Origin of the sequence: Paraglaciecola arctica (assembly GCF_018861065.1) — a bacterium.
GTDB classification, from domain to species: Bacteria; Pseudomonadota; Gammaproteobacteria; order Enterobacterales; family Alteromonadaceae; genus Paraglaciecola; species Paraglaciecola arctica_B.
The window spans coordinates 14,530-33,883 of sequence record NZ_JAHKQO010000036.1 but is presented as its reverse complement, the minus strand read 5'-3'; the positions used below and the strand labels follow the sequence as shown (position 1 = coordinate 33,883).

The window sequence follows — 19,354 nt, the reverse complement described above, 5'->3', positions numbered from 1 at the left end:
TTTGGCGCTGTACAAATGGGAAGAAAAAATGATAAAAAAACTAAGTGTAAAAGGCATCGGTCTTGGCTTTTTGATTGTAGTGTTAGTGTTATTGGTTATCTATCAAAAAAACCTTATTCGTTTGTATACAGCCGTGACCTTATACGATGAAGATAAAATAGCCGCTAATTTTTTATCTATGTATGAGTCATTTAATTCAACTGTTATTCCAGCCAGCACCAATGCTTTTGAATTCCCCGAAGAGCCTAAACCGCTCCCCAAAGTATTTACTTATAAAGGACAGCCCAAGTCTTTAACTGAATTTCTAGATGAAACGCAAACAACGGGATTCTTAGTATTAAAAGAAGGCAAGATCGTTTACGAAAATTACTGGTTAGGTCATGGGAAAGACAAACAACATATCTCATTTTCGGTGGCTAAATCTTTCGTTTCGGCCTTAATGGGGATTGCAATTGAAGAAGGCTATGTCTCCAGTATTGAAGAGGCGGTCACTGATTATGTGCCAGAATTAGTGGGCAGTGGCTACGAAGGCGTGAGTATTAAAGATGTTTTACAAATGTCTTCTGGTGTGCGTTTTAATGAAGACTATGGTGATTTTAATTCTGATATTAATCGGTTTTCTCGTGCCACAGCATTTGGTACTTCTTTGGATGAGTTTTCAGCATCGCTTGTTCGCGAACGAACTCCAGGCACCTATCATCACTACGTAAGCATAGATACCCAAGTCTTAGGTATGCTGTTAACTCGTGCCACAGGGCAAAGCTTAACTCAATATTTGACTGACAAAATTTGGGAGCCCCTTGGCATGGAATACCCTGCATATTGGTTAGCAGATGACAATAATATGGAGCTCGCCTTAGGTGGCTTAAACGTGACACTCCGTGACTACGCGAAGTTAGGTTGGTTGTACCTTAATCAAGGTGCCTGGACTGATCAGCAAAATACTACACAGCAAATAGTACCCAAACAATGGGTGGTGGATTCAACCACAGCCGATGCGCCGCATTTACTTCCGGGCGAAAATAATCCCGACTCATCGTCTTCGTTTGGTTATGGGTATCAATGGTGGTTGCCACTTGGCGCAAAAGACGAATTTGCGGCTCAGGGTATTTATGATCAATATATCTATATTGATCCTGATCAAAAGTTGGTCGTAGTAAAGAATTCAGCTAATTATCGTTTCACAGATAAAAGTTTAAATTGGAAAGCCAAACACTATGCTATGTTTAGGACCATCAGTGAGCATTTTTCTGAGGGGCGATGAAAACTGCAGAGAAATGCAGAGGAGGGCAGAGGAAAGCTGAGAAGGGCAGAAAAAGCAGTGAATTGAAGTTAGTAGATAGTAGCTAGTAGGTAGGGGTAGCATCAAATCATCAATACTTTTTATAGAAGGAATTTAAACGTGAAGGTATTTTTAAAATTAAGTGTAGGAATCGTTATTTTGTCTTTGTTATCCGCATGCAGTAGTACAAAAAAATCTGAGTCATTCCCCCGTTTATCACAATTAGATGTCGCGGCACCTAAGGCTCAAGTAAAACCTCATCAAGCTCAGTATCATGGGCTAACCCTAACCGATAATTATCATTGGCTTAGAGATCAAGATTACCCCGAAGTAAACGATAAGCCAGTGCTTGATTATCTTAACGCTGAAAACGACTACTACGGAAAATTTGTAGCGCAGCACAAACCATTGATTGAGACGCTATTTGAGGAATTTAAAGGTCGAGTGGACGAAACTGATACCTCAGTGCCTTGGCAAAAAAACGGCTATGAATATCGCTGGTACTTTCAGCCTGGAAAAGAATACAGAACGTGGGTTAGGCGCAAATTAGATAGCGACGTTGAAGAGGTATTTTTAGATGAGAACCAGCTAGCACAAGGGCATGAATACTTTTCCTTAGGTGATTAGGATATTAGCCAAGACAATACACTCCTCGCCTACTCGATTGACACTGACGGTAGCGAACGAAGTATCATCAAAATCAAAAATTTAACGACCAATGAATATTTTGCCGATGAGTTAACTGATACAACTGGTGATGTTCAGTTTAGCCAAGATAGTCAAAGTCTTATTTATTCGTTATTACGACAAGAAAAATGGCTACCACTGAGCGTGAACCTGCACACTCTAGGAACGCAACAAAGTACCGATAAAGTCTTAGTGACTGAACAAGACGAATCCTTTTACTTGGGATTTGAAGTTACCAGTAGCGAGCAATATTTACTATTGCGCACGGGTGACTCTGATAGAACAGAAGTGTCAGTTGTGCCTATGGCCGATTTAACCCAACCCCCAAAAATGCTCAATACCCGAGAACAAAACTTTAAATTAGACGTTGATCATGGCAACGGCTATTTTTATATGTTGCTCAATGATACCCACGTTAATTTCAGAATTGCCAAGACGCCAGAAAAGCAAATGCAATACGAACACTGGCAGACAGTTTTTGCCGGTTCAGACAGCCGATATTTTAAAGGCCTCCAAGTATTTAAAGACTTTGTGGCTATTAGTCAAAGTATTCAAGGGTTAGAGTCAATCAGTATTTTACCTAATCAAGGTAAGGGTTATGAAATCGAATTGCCTGAAAAAGTAGCGAGTGTCAGTTTGGGGAATAATCCTGAGTTTTCACAAAAACAACTGCGTATAAACTACGAATCCATGATTACTCCTGATAGCACCTATGATTACGACGTGACCAGTAAAACGCTAAATTTACGCAAAGCTAAAACTATCCCTTCTGGTTACGATAAAAGTTTATACACCACAGAGCGTATAATGGCTGACGCTCGGGATGGCGTTAAAGTACCTGTTAGCATAGTGTACAAAAAAGGCTTTAAAAAAGACGGATCTCAACCTTTGTTCCTATATGCGTATGGTGGTTATGGTATTGGCATGCCCCCAAGTTTTTCTACGATTCGTTTAAGTCTGCTCGACCGAGGTTTTGCATTTGCAATTGCTCATGTGCGTGGTGGCGATGAAATGGGTTACCAATGGTATTTAGATGGTAAATTGGATAAAAGAACCAATACCTTTAATGACTTTGTTGATGTGGCACAACACCTAATCAATAAGAAATATGTTGCTAAAGGTAACATATCTATCAAGGGAGGTAGCGCTGGTGGTAAGTTAATGGGCGTGGTAATCAATCAAGCGCCAGAGTTATGGCGTTCGGTCACCCTTGCCGTGCCATTTGTTGATGTACTCAATACCATGCTAGATGAAACCTTACCATTAACACCTCCCGAATGGGGTCAATGGGGTAACCCTCTGGCAAGCAAAGAAGTGTTTGAATATATGCAAAGTTACTCCCCCTATGACAACATTCAAGCCAAAGAATATCCACCTATGTTAGTGACTGGTGGTCTGAACGACCCTCGCGTAACCTATTGGGAGCCCGCAAAATGGACCGCCAAAATGCGCGCCACCAAAACCGATAATAATTTACTGCTAATGCGCATGAATATGGGAGCAGGGCATTATTCGAATACCGGCCGATATGGGCGTTTAAAAGATTATGCCGAAGAATATGCTTTTGCTCTTGCTGCACATGGGGTTGATAAGTAAATCGTTAACTAGCCAGATGGATGTTCTTTTAGTTTGCGCAGTGTTCCATTAAATGAGGTTATGCTATGCAAGAATGTTACTCTGGCTTTTTGGTAAGTGTCTTAAAAAATCGGGTTGTTTTGTAGTAGCAAATCACAAAAAAGTAACAACGTACATTGCTTTTATTAAAGAATTAGTAAATTGATTTACAAAAAGAAAGTTATGATTTTAGATTGCTGGGTGATGAACAAAGCAAAACGATAGTTTCTGTATAAATTGCGTGTTTATTAGTGATTCAATACGGTACAATTTTGCTCAGTGTATCAAAAAATCAAAGGCATTCAGACATAACTGTCAACGAGGTCTTTTGAGTTAGGCGTGAAGTAGTGGACGAACAAAAAATTAGACAGGAAGTCGCAATTCGAAAGTTGCTGGACAGAATGCCCCAACATGTTGCGCAAAGTTTTACTGAAGAACAATTATTGCACTTAAAAGTAGCATTAGGTGCAAGGAAATGGGGCCGACACAAGGTTGATGTGCGTGGTACCCTTAAAGTGCCTTTTATCCCGCAACAACTGTATTACGTTTTTTTAATTGGGCGTAATTATCGATCCCTTTCTCGCCGCGAAAAACGTATATCTGCATTTATGGTCACCCTCATAGCCAGTTTATGGCTTTGTTTTTGCATCTTATTTGGTTTGCTAGTGTTGTATTTAGTTAAATCAGCGCTGGGGATAAACTTATTTGAGGGATTTTCATTGGGTATTTGGGGATGGTTTAAGGAATTGATTAAATGAATCTTCGATTAGCATACCTGGTCATCTTGAGTCTGTGTGCCAAATTTGCAACTTCTCAAGAAGTTGGGCTTACGCCAATGGTTGATTTAAGTGTCCATCAAGATAGCAATATTTATCGTACTTCAGCCGAAGTCGACGACACTATTATCAAAGTTGCTCCTGAATTTGCCTATGCCACTCAATACGGTAAACACGATTTTCAAGCTCTCTACAAAGGAAATTACGCCAAGTACCAAGACAACAGTAGCCTAGATTATTTTGAACATGAGATGTTTGTTAAAGCAAAATTAGATCTGAGCCATAAGTTTGCCAGTGATCTTGGTTTTGCTTATCAAGATAGTATCGAGCAACCCGGCAGTACTAATGCGTTGTCGCAGAAGTTAGACGAATTAAATCAACGCACTACCAAAGGTATATCTGCTTCATTGTTTTATGGCACTAAACAAAGTACTGGGCAGTTAGTGGGGAAATATGCCTACAAACAACTGGAATACACAAATAATGGTCAAGAATTTCGTGATTACAATAGTGATACGGTCACAGGTACTTTCTTTTATCGCGTTGCACCTAAAACTAGGTTGTTGTTAGAAGCCAGCGCTGTACAACTTGACTATCAAAATACCCAGTTTGTTGATAATTCTAGTCGCCAAACATCTTATCTTGTTGGGGTTGAATGGAACGCTACTGCTATTACCTCGAGTACATTTAAAATCGGCTATCAAGATGTAGATTATGACGTGGAAAACTTAGCTGATCTCTCAGGTTTGTCATATTTCTTAGATATGGTGTGGAAACCAAACACCTATTCCATTTTAAAAATAGGCGCTAGCAGAGCTGCTAGAGAAAGCGCAGAGCAATCCTTAGGTGGTTATATCAGTAGTGAATATGACATTAATCTAGCGCATGAATTTACCAGTAACACTCAATTTAGTATTGGTTATCGGTATACCGACTTTGATTATAATAATAACCAAAGCCGCAAAGATGAATTGAAAAATTTAACGGCAAAACTAAGCTATCAATCAAAATATTGGTTACAGCTCTACGTCGAATATAAAAACAAAAAAAGAGACTCTGAATTGGAGTTTTACAACTATGACGCAAGTATTGTAACCCTAGGTGCCAATGCATCGTTTTAAAGTATTTAAGAATAAGTTGTTTCAAAAGGAGTCGTAATGAGGAACATATGTAAACTATTGCTAGGAATACTGTTTTTACAGTCTTTTGTGGTGTTAGCGCAAGAAGGAAAGGTGTATCGATTGTCGACCGGTGACGTGATTTCGGTCACTGTTTTTAATGAACCAGAACTGGGCTTAAAAGAAGCCAAAATATCTGACGACGGCAACATTTCGGTACCACTGTTAGGTCAAGTGCAAGTTAAAGGTAAAACAGTTATCGAAGTAGAAGCCCTTTTGACGAAATTGTTTGGTGATGACTATTTAAAAAAGCCTAGCGTAACCGTTGCAGTATCTGAATATCGCCCGTTTTATATTAACGGCGAAATAAAAAAACCTGGTAGTTATTCCTATAGAACCAATATGACAGTGCAGATGGCGATAACAATTGCAGGGGGATTTACTGAAAGAGCCTCTAAAAAAGAGATTTATCTGCTACCAGAAGGTAATGAGTCACAAAGACGAAAAGTCACTTTAGGGGACGAAGTGCAACCTGGTGACGTGATCACCATAGATGAAAGTTTCTTTTAGAATTGAGTCAGTAGATAAGGGCGCAGTAAATGGCATTTCAACAAACTAGTAATATGGAAATGGATAAACTTATCAATCAAGAAGAACAAGTGATTGATTTTAGTCAATATTGGCGAATTATTAAACGAGCTAAATGGGGGATACTATTTGTTACCTTATGTTGTTTGTTAGTGGGTGTGTATATTGCGAGTACAGCCACTCCTATTTATCAAGCTACCACTAAAATATTGGCCGATCCACAACAACCTAATGCGGCTCGTGAGGAACAGTACATCGCTTCGGCGCTAGTTTTTTTATTTTACGAAACCCAATACGAAATAATTCAGTCTCGCTCTATTGCTGAAACGGTAGTGAATAAATTGGATTTAGTTGAAAAATACAAAAAACAACAACAAGAAAATAAATCCAAAGAAAAGTCGCTTATCAGCGAAATCAAAGCAGAAGTATCCGCTTTATTTGGTAATGCCGAAAAGAAGGAAGCCCCCAAACCTTTATCAGATATCGAAATTAAAGTGATGTTAGCCGCAGAAATTCAATCGGGGTTAGCGGTAAGCGGCGGCAAACAAAGCCAAGTGATTAATCTAAGTTATCAATCGGATGACCCGCAATTAGCGACCGAGATAGTAAATGCGCTTAGCCAAGCTTATATTCAATTTGGTTTAGAAGCCCGACTAGGTGAGGTAAAAAATACCGAAGCGTGGTTAAGCGAACAATCAGCCGATTTAAAAAATCAACTTACCGCCTCAGAAAACAAGTTGCGAGACTTTAGACTTAAACAAGGCATGGTTGATACTAATCTGCAGCAACAAGATGCTAATTCACGTATGCAGAGCCTGAATAATCAACTGATCAATGCCCAAACAAAATTGGGCAGTGCCGAAGAGTCATATATGCAAGTTAAAGATCTACCTGCAGGCTCACCGGTATTTTATTCTCTTAATGCGGTATTACAAAATGGTACAGCCAGCGCCTTAGTGAAACAGCAAGCTAGCGCTCAAAGTAAAGTGAATGAGTTAGACGAACGATACAAAGCCAAACACCCTAAAATGATCGCAGCGGTGAGCGAATTAAAAAGTGTTAAAGCTAGTTTAAATGCTGAAATTGCTAAAATAGTCGAAGGTATCAAAAGTGACTTTAATCTAGCGCGCCAACAAGTGAGCAATATAGAAAACCTAATTGATAAGGAAAGGGCGAGCATACAATCATTGCAAGGCTCTAATTTCACGTTAACAGCATTAGAGCGTGAAGTAGAAAACAATAGGCGTATTTATGAGTCTTTTATTGGGCGCTTGATGGAAACCAATATTCGCGGGGACTTTAATGCCTCAAATGTACAGGTTATCGATTCAGCGACTGTGCCCAAGTTACCCATTAAACCTAACGTAAAACTGATCATATTACTGTCTGGATTATTTGGTATTTTTTTTGGTGTGGTACTTGCGTTTGTACGTGAGACAATGCACAACACCTATCGCACCACAGACGCGGTAGAAGAAAACCTTAAAGTACCCGCATTAGGCGTTACTATGGTTCTGAAGAAAAAAGATGCCCATGGTATTCCTGAGATGGAATACATAAACGATACTCGCAGTGTATTTGCTGAGAGCATCAATACTATTCGCACTGGTCTGCAGTTTTCTAATATCGATAACCCCCCTAAAACCATACTAGTGACTTCGGCGACTGGTTCTGAAGGTAAATCGACATTAGCTATGAATCTAGCTGCTGCTTATAGCCAAGTGGGTAAAACCCTGTTACTGGAAGTGGACTTACGTAAACCCAGTGTTATTAAAAATCTTAAACTAGAAAATAAACTGGGATTAACTGACTTATTGGCGGGTACCGCTAATTTTGGTGATTGTATTGTTAACCCAACAGGCAAAAAAGAGTTTAACGTGATGCCTTGCGGCACAATACCTCACAATCCAATTGAGTTATTAACCTCTGAAAAATTCACTAGTGCCTTAATGTCTTTGAAGAAACATTTTGACCACATCATTTTAGATGGCCCGCCAACCCTACCAGTGAGCGACGCCTGTGTTATCGCTAATAGTGTCGACGGAGTAATCGTTGCCGTTAAGGCAGAAGAAACCAAAATCAAAGTCTCAAAAGAAGCGGTATCTCGCCTGCGCAGACTAAACGCCAACGTAATTGGCGCAGTACTCACCCAAGCCGAACCCCAAAAAATGAGTTATTACGGCGATCATTATTACTCAGGCGAATATTATGGCACTGAAAAAGACTAAAATAAGAGTTTTACCACAGAGTGCACAGAGCACACAGAGGTTTAGAAAGGTAAAACAAGTTGCGATATGACAGTAATTAGATTGGTTACAAGCGCAAGCGTTTCAATCCATTGGTTAGTTTTGTTGAATTGAAGTTGATAATTAGCCCAGTTTTAATTTTACTAAGTTTTAAATAGGTTAGGGTTTGTGCAATATGAATGGGTGAAATTTTATCTGTCGCTTTTAACTCAATGATAAGGGTGTTTGGAATTAAAATATCGATACGATAACCATTATCTATATTTATTCCTTTATATTGAAGTGGCAGAAGAACTTGCCGCTGAGCAGGTATTTTGTGATTAGTTAACTCGTAAACTAAACAAGACTCATAACTTGACTCAAGTAAACCGGGTCCCAAAGTTTTGTGAACTTCAATTGCTAAGCCAATCACCTTTTCAGTAAGCGTATTTATATCCATTTTTTGTATTTTGAATACGATTTAACTTTGAGTGTAGTGCAACTTTGCTGTCTAAAGGAATTATGAATATTTTGGAATTAAAGTTTTTGTCTTTATTGAATAGAGCAGCTTTAGGTGAGGAGTTGCTTTCCTCAGCAGGCTTGATGTTCTATCTGGTAAATTATTGCTGTGTTCTTAATAAGGGAAATCTCTGTGAGCTCGGTGTTCTCTGTGGTTCAGATGTTGTTTCTACTTTTTCCTTCGGAAAAAATCATGATTGATATCCATAGCCATATTTTACCCGGTGTCGACGACGGGGCGCGCAACGAAGCCGAAGCCCTTGATATGCTTAAAATGGCAGTTGACCAAGGGGTGACAACACAAGTGCTAACGCCGCATATTCACCTAGGTCGGTTTAATAATACCAAGGCAGAATTAACCGCAAGTTTTGTGAAATTTCGTGATCTTGTCGACTCCCAAAATATATCAATTAGATTGCTACTAGGCGCTGAGTTAAGAATTGGCCCAGAATTGATGACTTTGGTACAACAAGATCAAATACCTTGGTTAGGTGAATACCAAGGCAAAAAGGCATTTCTATTAGAATTCCCACGAATAGACGTGCCTCACGGTAGTGACAATTTGGTGCGTTGGTTATTACAAAAAAATATCCAACCCATTATTGTGCACCCAGAACGGAATAAGTCGTTTATGAAAAACCGTTCAAAGCTACAAACCTTTATTAATTTAGGGTGCCCATTGCAAGTTACGGGTAGCAGTTTAACTGGAAAATTTGGGGTGGAGGCGCAGAATATGGCTGTTGAATTGATTGCTAATGAACAAGTATTTGCGATTGCTTCTGATTGTCACAATTTAAAGGGAAGATCACCTGATTTGCTTCAAGCCTTTGATAAGATCGATGACTTGCATGGTCAAGAGTTGGCAATGATGTTATGTAAAACTCAGCCTGAAAATGTCACTCAATTTAATGATTATTCCGTGTCAAATAATTCATAATAAATGGCGGCTCATACTAAGCAAATACAGGAGTTATGCGGTTTTGGTTAAGCAAAGAATATTGCAAAGCTTACTAAGTGTTTTATTACTTATTGGTAGTGGTTTTTGTTTAAAATTATGCTTAGCAAATATCATTGCAGCAAGACCACTTATGTCGATTGTCGATTTAGAACGAACAGCTAATGTTGACAACGTTAAAGAACTTACAAAGCATTTTAACCGAATGCAAACAGCGATTAAATTATTTCCATCAAACGCTAATTTCTATACTTTGGCAGGCAGGTATCACTTATTATTAAATCAAAGCAAACAGGCCGAATACTCTCTAGCTAGTACAGCCCAATTTTTTGCAAAAGCTATAGAATTAGAACCCACTGCATTTCAACATCAAGCATGGCAAACCCATTATTTGTATCAGCATTTTGGTTGGTCTAAAGATATTGATATCAAGCTAAGCCGTGCCCTTGAAGTAGGGAAATATGAAAAACTTTCACAACAAAAACTACTTCCTATTGCCTTTGAAAATTGGCAAAAATTATCTAAAACCAATCAGCTTAACACTCACAAAATGTTAGATAATATGTTTAATACTTACATTAACTTCTTTAGGCAAGCGGTGCGGGTTGCAGAAAAATACTGTGTATTAGATTTATTAGTTACTCATGCTATTAACGCACAACAAGTCAATGAAATTGAAGCGAAAAAAGCAAACCAGCGAAGGTGCAAATGAACTCTGTAGTGCAGCCTAACCTTGATAATTTTCGAACACCAATGATTTCAAACTGTTTTCTAATAATGTTAGGGCTTATCCCTTGGATGCATGGTGCTGAGTTAGATTGGGAGGTAATGCTGTTTTCTACTTTGTTTATGCTGACGTTTGGTCTAGCACTACTGTCAAAACAAGTTAATGTGTTTACTGCGTTTTCTAAAGTGAAATTACCCTTGTGTCTGCTGATTCTCTGGTTTGGGTACGGTTGTATTTTTCTAATACCTTTGCCAGTTGAAGTAGTGCAATGGCTATCACCTAATACTTCCCTATTAATGAAAGGTAGTGGGGTAGTACCGACACATATTACTTTGACTATATCTAAAGCACTAACACTGATTGAGTTAGCAAAAATAGCCAGTGTTGTTTGTGTATTTTGCCTCTGCTACTTGTTTGCAAAACACAAAAAACAGCAAAATAGAATAATAAAAACATTATTCTACAGCAGTGCAGTAATGGCTATTTATTCGCAGATTAATTATTTCACTGAGGGACAATACGAGTTTATTAAAGCTATCCCACCTTTTAATTTACCGTGGTCAATTTCTTTGACAGGGACCTTTAGCTATAAAAATCAATATGCAATCTATCTCGCTATGACCATTGCTATTGGGTTTGGTGTGTTAATAGATGAATTGAATGAAAGGCGACAAACGTTAGATGATATTAATGTAGAAATTTCTATCCGCCATCTATTGTTCGAAAAATACATGGTTACTATCATTTTATTACTTGTTATGTTGGTTACTTTTACTGGAACCAACTCTCGCGGAGGAGGCTTAGTATTTGGAGTAGCTATTGTAATTACGCTATTGAATTATAGTTTGCGTCAAAGAAATAAGTTCTGGTTTAAGAAAAAAGCGGTTTTAGTCTTTGGGATTTCAACAGTTGTTGTTGCTATTTTTTTAACTTCTAATTCATTTGAACGATTTGAAACTCTGGGGTTAAAGGATAACAACAGAGGCCTGTCGTATAAAACTGCCCTTTCAATACTAAAAGACTACCCAATGTTTGGGACTGGCCCCGGTACATATTCCGCAATTCAACAGAAGTACAAAGACGTAAATTTAGGTAACACAGAGATGTGGAATCATGTGCACAATGACTATCTCGAGTTGTTAGCTACCCAAGGTATGTTTGGAGCGTTATTCATTGCTTGCGCATTATTATTAATACTACATAAAATTTTAACCTATGTTCCTGTCAAAAATGTAGGTACCGTACTGGGAGGGCAAGTTGCAATAGTATGTATACTTGTGCATTCCGCAATTGATTTTAATTTTGGGACGTTAGCCTTGTCAGTGTATTTCTTTGTGATAGTCGCCTTGTTGTTAAGAATGACTGAACAAGAAAAAATAACTAGGCAACGATATGGACAGTAATGTAAAAACTGAATGTTTTTGTCTATTAGCCGACATGTGCAATGGCATTACTAAAGCTAAAAGTAATTTTGAATATTGTCATATTGACGAGTTAACTCTATTCAACTTAGCTGTGCAACATGGTGTTACCGCTCTGGTGAAACAAAATAAAGCTATATTGGAATCTAATCGGTTTATCGCTTTTTATCAAAAAGTCGATGCTTTTAACAAACATAAAACAATAGCGACTAATTTTTTCGATGCTGAAGCAGCAAAGCTTCTCAGGCTCTTAGTTCAACAAGGCACCCCATTTGTTGTACTTAAAGGTTTTGCTTTAGCCAGAACCATTTACCCCAATTCAAATATGCGAACAAAAGCTGATATCGACTTACTCATTTCAGAAAAGGATGTCGATAAAGTTAAACAAATATTCAAACAGCAAGACTATTTTAATCCCAGAGGCTGGGAACCTAAGGTCATTATTAATCAATTTTCACAGCGTAAAACACTCAGTGAAAAATTGAACGTTGATTTTGATATACACCTAAAAATCAGCACCAACAAACGTTTGGAGAATGTACTTTCTTTGGAGCAGTTGTTGGAACATAGTGTTACAGACAATGAAACAAAAGCACAATTCGTCGGTTTTGCCCCTGCATTGTTACACGCCATTTTTCATCTGATGAATCACAGAGCACGTGGCGACTTGATTAAGTTGATTTGGTATTACGATATCTTTCTGCTATGTGAAAAACTGTATGATCAAGATCCTAATGAGTTTTTGCAACTTGTTAATGAAGTGGGATTGGGGAAAGTGACAATCAAAACCCTTGAACTCACAACCGAATATTTTGATTCGCCGGCAATAAATAACATTATTGATACGCTTGAATCATCACAAGCAGCGCCAGAATTTGATTCGTTGTTAACAATTAATAGCAAAAGTGCACTTTTACTTGAGAGTTTTAGCAATCAACCCTCGTTAAAAGAAAAGTGGTTATTCCTGAAAGAAACTGTTTTTCCACCACAGGCAGAAATTTACGCTAAGTACGGAGTTAATAATAAACAACCACTTATATGGTTATATATCCGGCGGATATTCAATGGCCTAATTGAAACGATCCATAGTTAAATATGAAGAATAAGAAAATGCGTATCAGTAGAGAGGGAGTAATGAAAAATAGAGTAGATTGGATCGATTATGCGAAGGGCATAGGTATTATTTTAGTTGTTTATGGGCATGTCGCACGAGGATTGTATAGTGCAGGTTTAGGCTTGCCAACTAATATACAGAAGCTCATAGATAGTATTGTTTACAGTTTTCACATGCCACTTTTTTTCTTTTTATCGGGACTTTTTTTTTATGACTCATTATTAAAAAGGGGTTCTAGAAACTTAGTATTCAATAAAATTGATACCATAATTTATCCCTACTTGATTTGGTCTCTCTTACAAGGAGTTACAGAAGTTTTTCTATCAAATTATACGAATGGAAATGTAACACTTTCTGTAGTGCTTGCAGTATGGGAGCCGAGAGCACAATTTTGGTTTCTTTATATTTTATTCATTGTGTTTATAGTTTGCACGTTAATGTATTCTTTAATAAACGAGAAGATGCATTTTATTATTTTGATATTTGCAATATTTATTTATGTGCAAAAGTCGATACTTCCTAATTATTTAATTCTTAATTTTCTTTATGATAACTTGATATTTTTCGTTTTTGGCATCGTATTTACGAGATATAAGATGTGTGAGAAGTTAATTTACCAGAAATCACTATATTTAACATTAGTACTTTTTATTACAGGGCAATATTTGTTTCATGGTCACCTAGATGCAGTCTACACTCAAAAAGGTATAGAATCGCTAATACTTGCTCTCATTTCAATTCTGTTTATTGTTTCATTATCAATTTCTTTTTCTAAAAGCTCTCATCGTTACATTGCTTTATTAGGGGCATCTTCAATGGCTATTTATCTTATGCATATTTTAGCTGGTGCAGGTACTAGGGTGCTTTTAAGTAAAGTGTTTAATATTGAATCAGTAACAATTCACTTAATGGTCGGCTGTATTGCAGGATTGATATTACCGTTATTAGCGTTAAAAATAATAGGGGGGTTACGAATTCCTTATGTTTTTAGGGCTCCAATTTCTAATTCACTTGATATTCTTGCTGAAGTATTATCAAAACGGATCTCTAAATAACTATAATATTTCTCAAAGTTGGGGGGAATAACAGGATAATTTTAAATTTCTTTTAGAAACATTTCCTATTGAAAGAAGAGGTAGCTGTAAAATACGGTCGAACCTCAAAATGTCCAATTTTGTTGTTATATATCTGAAGAATATTGAGTGGTATTCGACGTTTTTTTTAATAGTAGTTATGACATAGACTGATGGATTAAGGATTATTATCCTTTTATAATTTTCATCAAAATTAGTGTTAAAACTTACTAAGTAATCAATGGATATCGCTCTTAAGTTAGATTTAGTGGATATTTTTGTAAAGAATTAAAGGAAACATCAAATGGAGAGCGTTAGGTGAAAATAGCAGTGTTAACTTACAATTTGGGATTGAATTATGGTGGAATACTACAATCTTACGCATTAATGGAAACATTAAAAAAGTTAGACCACGAACCGGAATTGTTATATATCAAAACTAAGTATCAACCCAGCTGGAAAGGTGTGGTTAAGAAAAGCCTACTTTCCGTTTTTTCTCGTAAATATAAAAATTTGTATGATGGGCGAGTCTATAAAAACACATTTCATTTCGTTGATAAATATATTCATCCTAAAACTCATCCACTTGAAAATGCTGATGACTTCTCAAATATTGAAAAGAATAATTACGACGCATATGTGGTAGGTAGCGACCAAGTTTGGAGAGCTAGGATGTTTAGGCATATTGATCGTGCCTTTTTTGGATTTGTAAAAAGTGACAAGCCAATCCTGTTATCATATGCCCCATCTTTTGGTGTTGAAAGTTGGGATTACACAGAAGAAGAAACAGTAAAGTATCAAAAGCAAATTCAAAGATTTAGTGGTGTTTCTGTTAGAGAGGATAGCGGCGTAGAGCTATGTAAAACACACTTAAACAAAGATGCGGTGCATGTCCTTGACCCCACCATGTTATTGAGTGCTGATGATTATAGGCAGTTGATTATCGCGGCGAATGAGCCTAATCATAGCGGGGGATTGTTAACTTATATACTCGATGAAACCATCGAAAAATTATCCTCAGTCGATATGATTCTTGACGAATTGAAAATATCCTCATTTAAAATAAATGCTAAAGCACATCTTGCTGAAAATATTGACGATATGGTGTACCCAACAGTCACCTCATGGCTTAAAGGGTTTGATGATGCACAATATGTCATCACTGACTCATTCCATGGTTGTGTGTTTGCTATTTTGTTTAATAAACCATTTATTGCGTACGGCAATAAAAATAGGGGGATGGCAAGGTTTAAATCTTTACTAAAAATGTTTGGATTAGAAGATCGGTTAGTGGTTCAGAAATCTGATTTAACTAAAGTTAAAATCAATGAGAAAATAGACTGGAAAAGTGTAAATGATAAACTTAAAGTTCATAGGTCTAGATCACAAAATTTTCTTATTGAGACTCTAGCAATACAAAAATAGCAACCATTAAATATAATCAATATCTAACAATAGAAGATTAAGAATTATAGTGGTCAAGTAATATTGGCCACTACATGTGAAATCTAAAAGTTATTTATAATATTGATAGAAGTTGTTTAAAGATTTCCTCGGTGATTTTGCAAATAAGATTGTATTTAGTGGCCGACCAAATGCTATGAACATAATAACAGACTCTTTATTTTCTAATATATTAAATTTATAAAGCGCTTTATCATTTTTGATGTTTGCAGACCAATTTAACGGGCATGCGACAAAACCTTTGTTCTGCATGGAATATAAAAGACTCATGGCAAACATGCCGCCGTCAACAAACGCTTGATTTCTTTCTTCTGGTTTTACAAAAAATGAAATGTCACTCGTCACTATCGCTAAAGCAGGTATGTCTTCGGTAAAACCTCTATTACCGTTCTGTAGCTTTAATAAATCGAGTACAAGGTTTCTTTCAGTAATTATTTTAACTTTACAATGCTGTCGGTTGCATACCGATGGGGTTTTTATGACCGGCTTTATAAGCGCTTCTAATTCTTCTTTTGAAATATTTTTACTTAGATCGAACTGTCGTACGCTGGCCCGATCGAAACATAAATCATCAAATTTATAATCACCGAAGTACTCATTTATATCTTTAGATACATGCTCAGAATTGCTACTGATGGCATTTTTTTTATTCTCCAGCGATTGGAATGCTTCAACAAGTTTAGGGGCAATCAAATCTAAAGAGTCTTTGTGATAGTCGAAGTATAAATCTAATGCAAAAATAGCGTAGTCAACAGATTCTGACATAAGGTTTTTGTCGAAATTTTTAGCCAACTGTATATTTTTGAATATGCGAACTAAAACATCCTTGCCAAATCCTTTTTTTGGATTTCTTAAACTTAATCCTTTTTCTATTCGATGCGAATCTTGCATTAACCAGGTAATAATGGCGTCTTCATTGTATGCATTTATAGAAGAATATTTTATGAACCTACCTAGATCATATAAGGCATGATTAATCAATACTAGGTGATTTTTGATTTTCACTAGGTGTTTCGAAGCTGCCTTTGGAATTACCTGTTTTAGTTTCAAGCGTTACTCCTTTAATATTAATTTTGTTGTGTTTTTTAGGTTGATTAATTTCCCTTTGAACCGAAGGGCTAACAATTTTTCTAACATGCAACTATTACATTTTAAGTAACATGTACTTATTGTTCGTTTTTAAGAAAGTGAATTAGCGTAATTAACTCTTCATTTGTAAGTGGGGATATATACATTCTTGTTTCTGGAATTAAACCGTTTTGGTCATTTAAAAACGTTACTAGTTTTTGTTCGTCCCATACAAAGTTGGCAGTTTGTAAATTCTTAGAATAGTTATAATTTGGGTACTTCCCTGCAGGCCTCATAAATATTCCTTTTAAACTAGGACCAACATAGTTCCCATCGTTTAACTTATGACAAAGGCTACATTTATCATCATATATTTGTTTACCTAAAGTTAAACTATATTGAGTTTTAGCTAAATTAGTTTTGCCTTGAATATTGCGTTTTACAATTGTCGAAGTAAAAAAAGCTAAAGTAATTAAAGGTAATAAGACCATAATCCAGTGTGTTTTTATTTTAAGTTGTGTTTTGTCTCCCGTATATTTTTGGAATGTTAGATATAAAACCAAAGTGACAAGAGCCAAATAAATAACAATACCTAATGATACCGATCTTTCTAGAAAAAAATAAATTGCACACCACCAAATCGTTAATGAGAGTAGTGATAAAAATATTTTGTTCGAATACCTTAAAAGCAAAATAGGTGGAAGAAAAAAGCATAATAAAATTTTTATCATTTTTTAGGTCCGTATAAAAAATCGTTACTTAGGTGGTTTGCTAAGCGAATACTCATTGCTATTATCATCATCGTGGGGCCTGAATATCCCGCTGTAGGAAAAGTTGAACTACCAGCAACATATAAGTTATTTACATTGTGAACTTTGCAGTTTTTATCTACAACTCCATCCTCTTCCAAATTACTCATACGTGTAGTGCCAATATGATGATAATGACCTTTAATTCTTTCCCTTATTAAATCAGGTGTTAATTCTTCCAGCTCAAACCTTCCGGCGCCCATTGCACTTAGTTCTTTTACTATTTTAGCTTGCCCAAGTTTAAATGATCTATAATCGTGATCAGTTAGTTTCCATTGGATATCAGCTAGTGGCATGCCAAAGAGATCTTTGTCATTTGATAATATAATTCTTGAATCAGGGTTAGGTGCTTGCTCTATTCTATGATCCAATTGATAGTATTTAGGTGCAGGGTTATAAAAACCAAATTGCGATATTAAGAAATTTTTAACATCGTTAAAATTATTTACTAAATTTTTAATATCATTATATAGTTCATATTTATAAGGCTCATTTATGTTACGTTTAATATTTCTTAGTGAGTCTTTTTCTTTATCCTCTACATATACTGGATAGAAACGGCAATAATATTGCAGTAATTGGTTTTCTCGAGTGTAGTTATCCGAAAAACTCAAATTAGCATTTAATTTCGAATCTCTCAATTCTTTAAAATCATACAATTTTGGAAAACTATCTGAAGGTATTAATTTGGAAGCTTTTAGATAAATATGCTCCATAAAGTACCTCCCCAAATGGTCATATGTATTTCCAATTCCTGTTTTTGCAACATCATTTGACTTGAGCAACAACCTAGCATTTTCAATTGCATGACACGATAGAATAAATTTTTTTGCTTTAATTAGTATTTTTTTGCCTTTGATTGTTTTGAATATGATTTCTTTAACGTTATCTCCTTGTTCATTAAGTTGTATATGTATTGCATTTAAATTTAATAGAACTTGTAAATTTGTTTGTTTTTGCAATTCATGTTTATAGATTTCCCTGAATCGACGTTTTTTTGTAATTTGAAATACTTTTGTTTGGAAATCGGGGTGATGGTTTTCTAATAATTGCTCTTTCGAAATCTTTTTATCTTTTAGTAATTCTGTGTTTTCGAAAAAATCATATTTTAAATCAAGCTCTGTTTTAGCTAAATTAATATAAGGGGTTAGTTCATCCTTCGATATAGGCCATTTGGGTAAACCTAGCTCTGCTCTGCCTTCGTAATCAATAGGATCATTAGACCTACAATATCCGCCCCAGTGATTTGTAGTACCCCCCATATATCGTAATCTGCATTTTAACAGGTCGTAGTACTTGAGAGCTAAATTTTTACCTTTATATAGGGATTGACTAGCGCCTGACATCTCGAAGTTGCCAGACTCAACAAGTATAATATCTTTTACAGTCTTAAGGTTTCTAGCTAATGTGATACCTGCTGCGCCTGCCCCTATAATGCATATATCTGTTTTTAACTCCTCAGGGATAAGATTATCGTTCGCATCAATAAATGGCATTTAAAGTTCCTCAAAAAAGTGACTAAACTTTGGATCATTAACAATTACCAACAAAACAACTTCTTTTATAGAAAAGTATATCCCTTGAATTATTATGGTTTTATCAGCAATAAAATCTGAGGAAATTTGCTCGCTTACTTCTTGAAATGTCAACAAAGGAATTGTATTAATAAATTCTAAATTCGATTGAATTAAAGCTATTGTTTCTGAGTTTGATAAATTACCCACAATCCAATGACTAATTGATGCTTGGCTAAATTGCTTTTTTATTTTTAACAAATTTGAATTAGGTGATGGATTTAAAATTGCCGCTGTTGAAAGTGTCAACATTCCAGTAAATAGATATGACAAATTTTTTAAAAATTCTCTTCGAGTATGTTGCATAACTATATTTTAAAACTCCATTTTAGTTATTTTA

The 19,354-nt window shown here is 36.1% G+C and carries 17 protein-coding genes and 1 pseudogene; 13 read left to right on the top strand and 5 right to left on the bottom strand.

The window, feature by feature from the left end:
• Window positions 1-28: 28 nt before the first annotated feature.
• From KO534_RS13450 to KO534_RS13425, 7 genes and pseudogenes are all read left to right on the top strand, one after another.
• On the top strand, window positions 29-1,264 hold the full coding sequence (locus tag KO534_RS13450) for a serine hydrolase domain-containing protein (protein WP_215930188.1): 1,236 nt from the start codon (window positions 29-31) through the stop codon (window positions 1,262-1,264).
• 138 nt (window positions 1,265-1,402) lie between these two features.
• Window positions 1,403-2,713: pseudogene (locus KO534_RS23760) on the top strand (S9 family peptidase); the annotation flags it as partial.
• Between the two features lie 63 nt (window positions 2,714-2,776).
• Window positions 2,777-3,565, top strand: a complete 789-nt coding sequence (locus tag KO534_RS23755) for a prolyl oligopeptidase family serine peptidase (RefSeq protein ID WP_354667950.1) — start codon at window positions 2,777-2,779, stop codon at window positions 3,563-3,565.
• Between the two features lie 365 nt (window positions 3,566-3,930).
• A complete protein-coding gene (locus KO534_RS13440) occupies window positions 3,931-4,341 on the top strand; it encodes a 3-phosphoshikimate 1-carboxyvinyltransferase (protein WP_215930187.1) in 411 nt (136 codons plus the stop codon).
• Window positions 4,338-5,480: an outer membrane beta-barrel protein gene (locus KO534_RS13435; protein ID WP_215930186.1), complete on the top strand. Its 1,143-nt coding sequence runs from the start codon at window positions 4,338-4,340 to the stop codon at window positions 5,478-5,480. The genes KO534_RS13440 and KO534_RS13435 overlap by 4 nt, the downstream gene beginning before the upstream one ends.
• A 36-nt stretch (window positions 5,481-5,516) precedes the next feature.
• Entirely contained in the window at window positions 5,517-6,047 is a 531-nt protein-coding gene (locus KO534_RS13430) for a polysaccharide biosynthesis/export family protein (protein ID WP_215930185.1), read from the top strand.
• 29 nt (window positions 6,048-6,076) lie between these two features.
• Window positions 6,077-8,293 carry a GumC family protein gene (locus KO534_RS13425; protein WP_215930184.1) on the top strand — a complete coding sequence of 739 codons (2,217 nt, stop codon included), beginning with the start codon at window positions 6,077-6,079 and terminating at the stop codon, window positions 8,291-8,293.
• A gap of 85 nt (window positions 8,294-8,378) precedes the next feature.
• Here KO534_RS13425 and KO534_RS13420 read toward each other — a convergent pair whose 3' ends face one another.
• On the bottom strand, window positions 8,379-8,750 hold the full coding sequence (locus KO534_RS13420; protein ID WP_215930183.1) for a GxxExxY protein: 372 nt from the start codon (window positions 8,748-8,750) through the stop codon (window positions 8,379-8,381).
• A 192-nt stretch (window positions 8,751-8,942) separates the two neighbouring features.
• On the opposite strand from KO534_RS13420, the gene KO534_RS13415 reads away from it, so the two are divergent.
• From KO534_RS13415 to KO534_RS13390, 6 genes are all read left to right on the top strand, one after another.
• The gene (locus tag KO534_RS13415) at window positions 8,943-9,746 is read left to right on the top strand and encodes a tyrosine-protein phosphatase (protein ID WP_215930182.1); all 804 of its coding nucleotides are present in this window, start codon (window positions 8,943-8,945) and stop codon (window positions 9,744-9,746) included.
• A gap of 43 nt (window positions 9,747-9,789) precedes the next feature.
• Window positions 9,790-10,476: a hypothetical protein gene (locus tag KO534_RS13410; protein ID WP_215930181.1), complete on the top strand. Its 687-nt coding sequence runs from the start codon at window positions 9,790-9,792 to the stop codon at window positions 10,474-10,476.
• A gap of 116 nt (window positions 10,477-10,592) precedes the next feature.
• Window positions 10,593-11,894, top strand: a complete 1,302-nt coding sequence (locus tag KO534_RS13405) for an O-antigen ligase family protein (RefSeq protein ID WP_215930180.1) — start codon at window positions 10,593-10,595, stop codon at window positions 11,892-11,894.
• Entirely contained in the window at window positions 11,884-13,005 is a 1,122-nt protein-coding gene (locus tag KO534_RS13400; protein ID WP_215930179.1) for a nucleotidyltransferase family protein, read from the top strand. The genes KO534_RS13405 and KO534_RS13400 overlap by 11 nt, the downstream gene beginning before the upstream one ends.
• Before the next feature lie 41 nt (window positions 13,006-13,046).
• Window positions 13,047-14,081 (top strand): acyltransferase family protein, encoded by a 1,035-nt coding sequence (locus tag KO534_RS13395; RefSeq protein ID WP_215930178.1) that lies wholly within the window; start codon window positions 13,047-13,049, stop codon window positions 14,079-14,081.
• A gap of 336 nt (window positions 14,082-14,417) precedes the next feature.
• Window positions 14,418-15,524, top strand: a complete 1,107-nt coding sequence (locus KO534_RS13390; protein ID WP_215930177.1) for a polysaccharide pyruvyl transferase family protein — start codon at window positions 14,418-14,420, stop codon at window positions 15,522-15,524.
• A gap of 90 nt (window positions 15,525-15,614) precedes the next feature.
• Here KO534_RS13390 and KO534_RS13385 read toward each other — a convergent pair whose 3' ends face one another.
• The 4 genes from KO534_RS13385 to KO534_RS13370 all read right to left on the bottom strand — a co-directional run bounded on the left by KO534_RS13385 (window position 15,615) and on the right by KO534_RS13370 (window position 19,320).
• Entirely contained in the window at window positions 15,615-16,613 is a 999-nt protein-coding gene (locus KO534_RS13385; RefSeq protein ID WP_215930176.1) for a nitroreductase family protein, read from the bottom strand.
• 116 nt (window positions 16,614-16,729) lie between these two features.
• Window positions 16,730-17,362, bottom strand: coding sequence for a c-type cytochrome (locus KO534_RS13380; protein WP_215930175.1), 633 nt, complete (start codon window positions 17,360-17,362; stop codon window positions 16,730-16,732).
• Complete coding sequence (locus tag KO534_RS13375; RefSeq protein WP_215930174.1) at window positions 17,359-18,936, bottom strand: GMC oxidoreductase; 1,578 nt, start codon at window positions 18,934-18,936, stop codon at window positions 17,359-17,361. The genes KO534_RS13380 and KO534_RS13375 overlap by 4 nt, the downstream gene beginning before the upstream one ends.
• Complete coding sequence (locus tag KO534_RS13370; RefSeq protein ID WP_215930173.1) at window positions 18,937-19,320, bottom strand: hypothetical protein; 384 nt, start codon at window positions 19,318-19,320, stop codon at window positions 18,937-18,939.
• Window positions 19,321-19,354 lie beyond the last annotated feature (34 nt).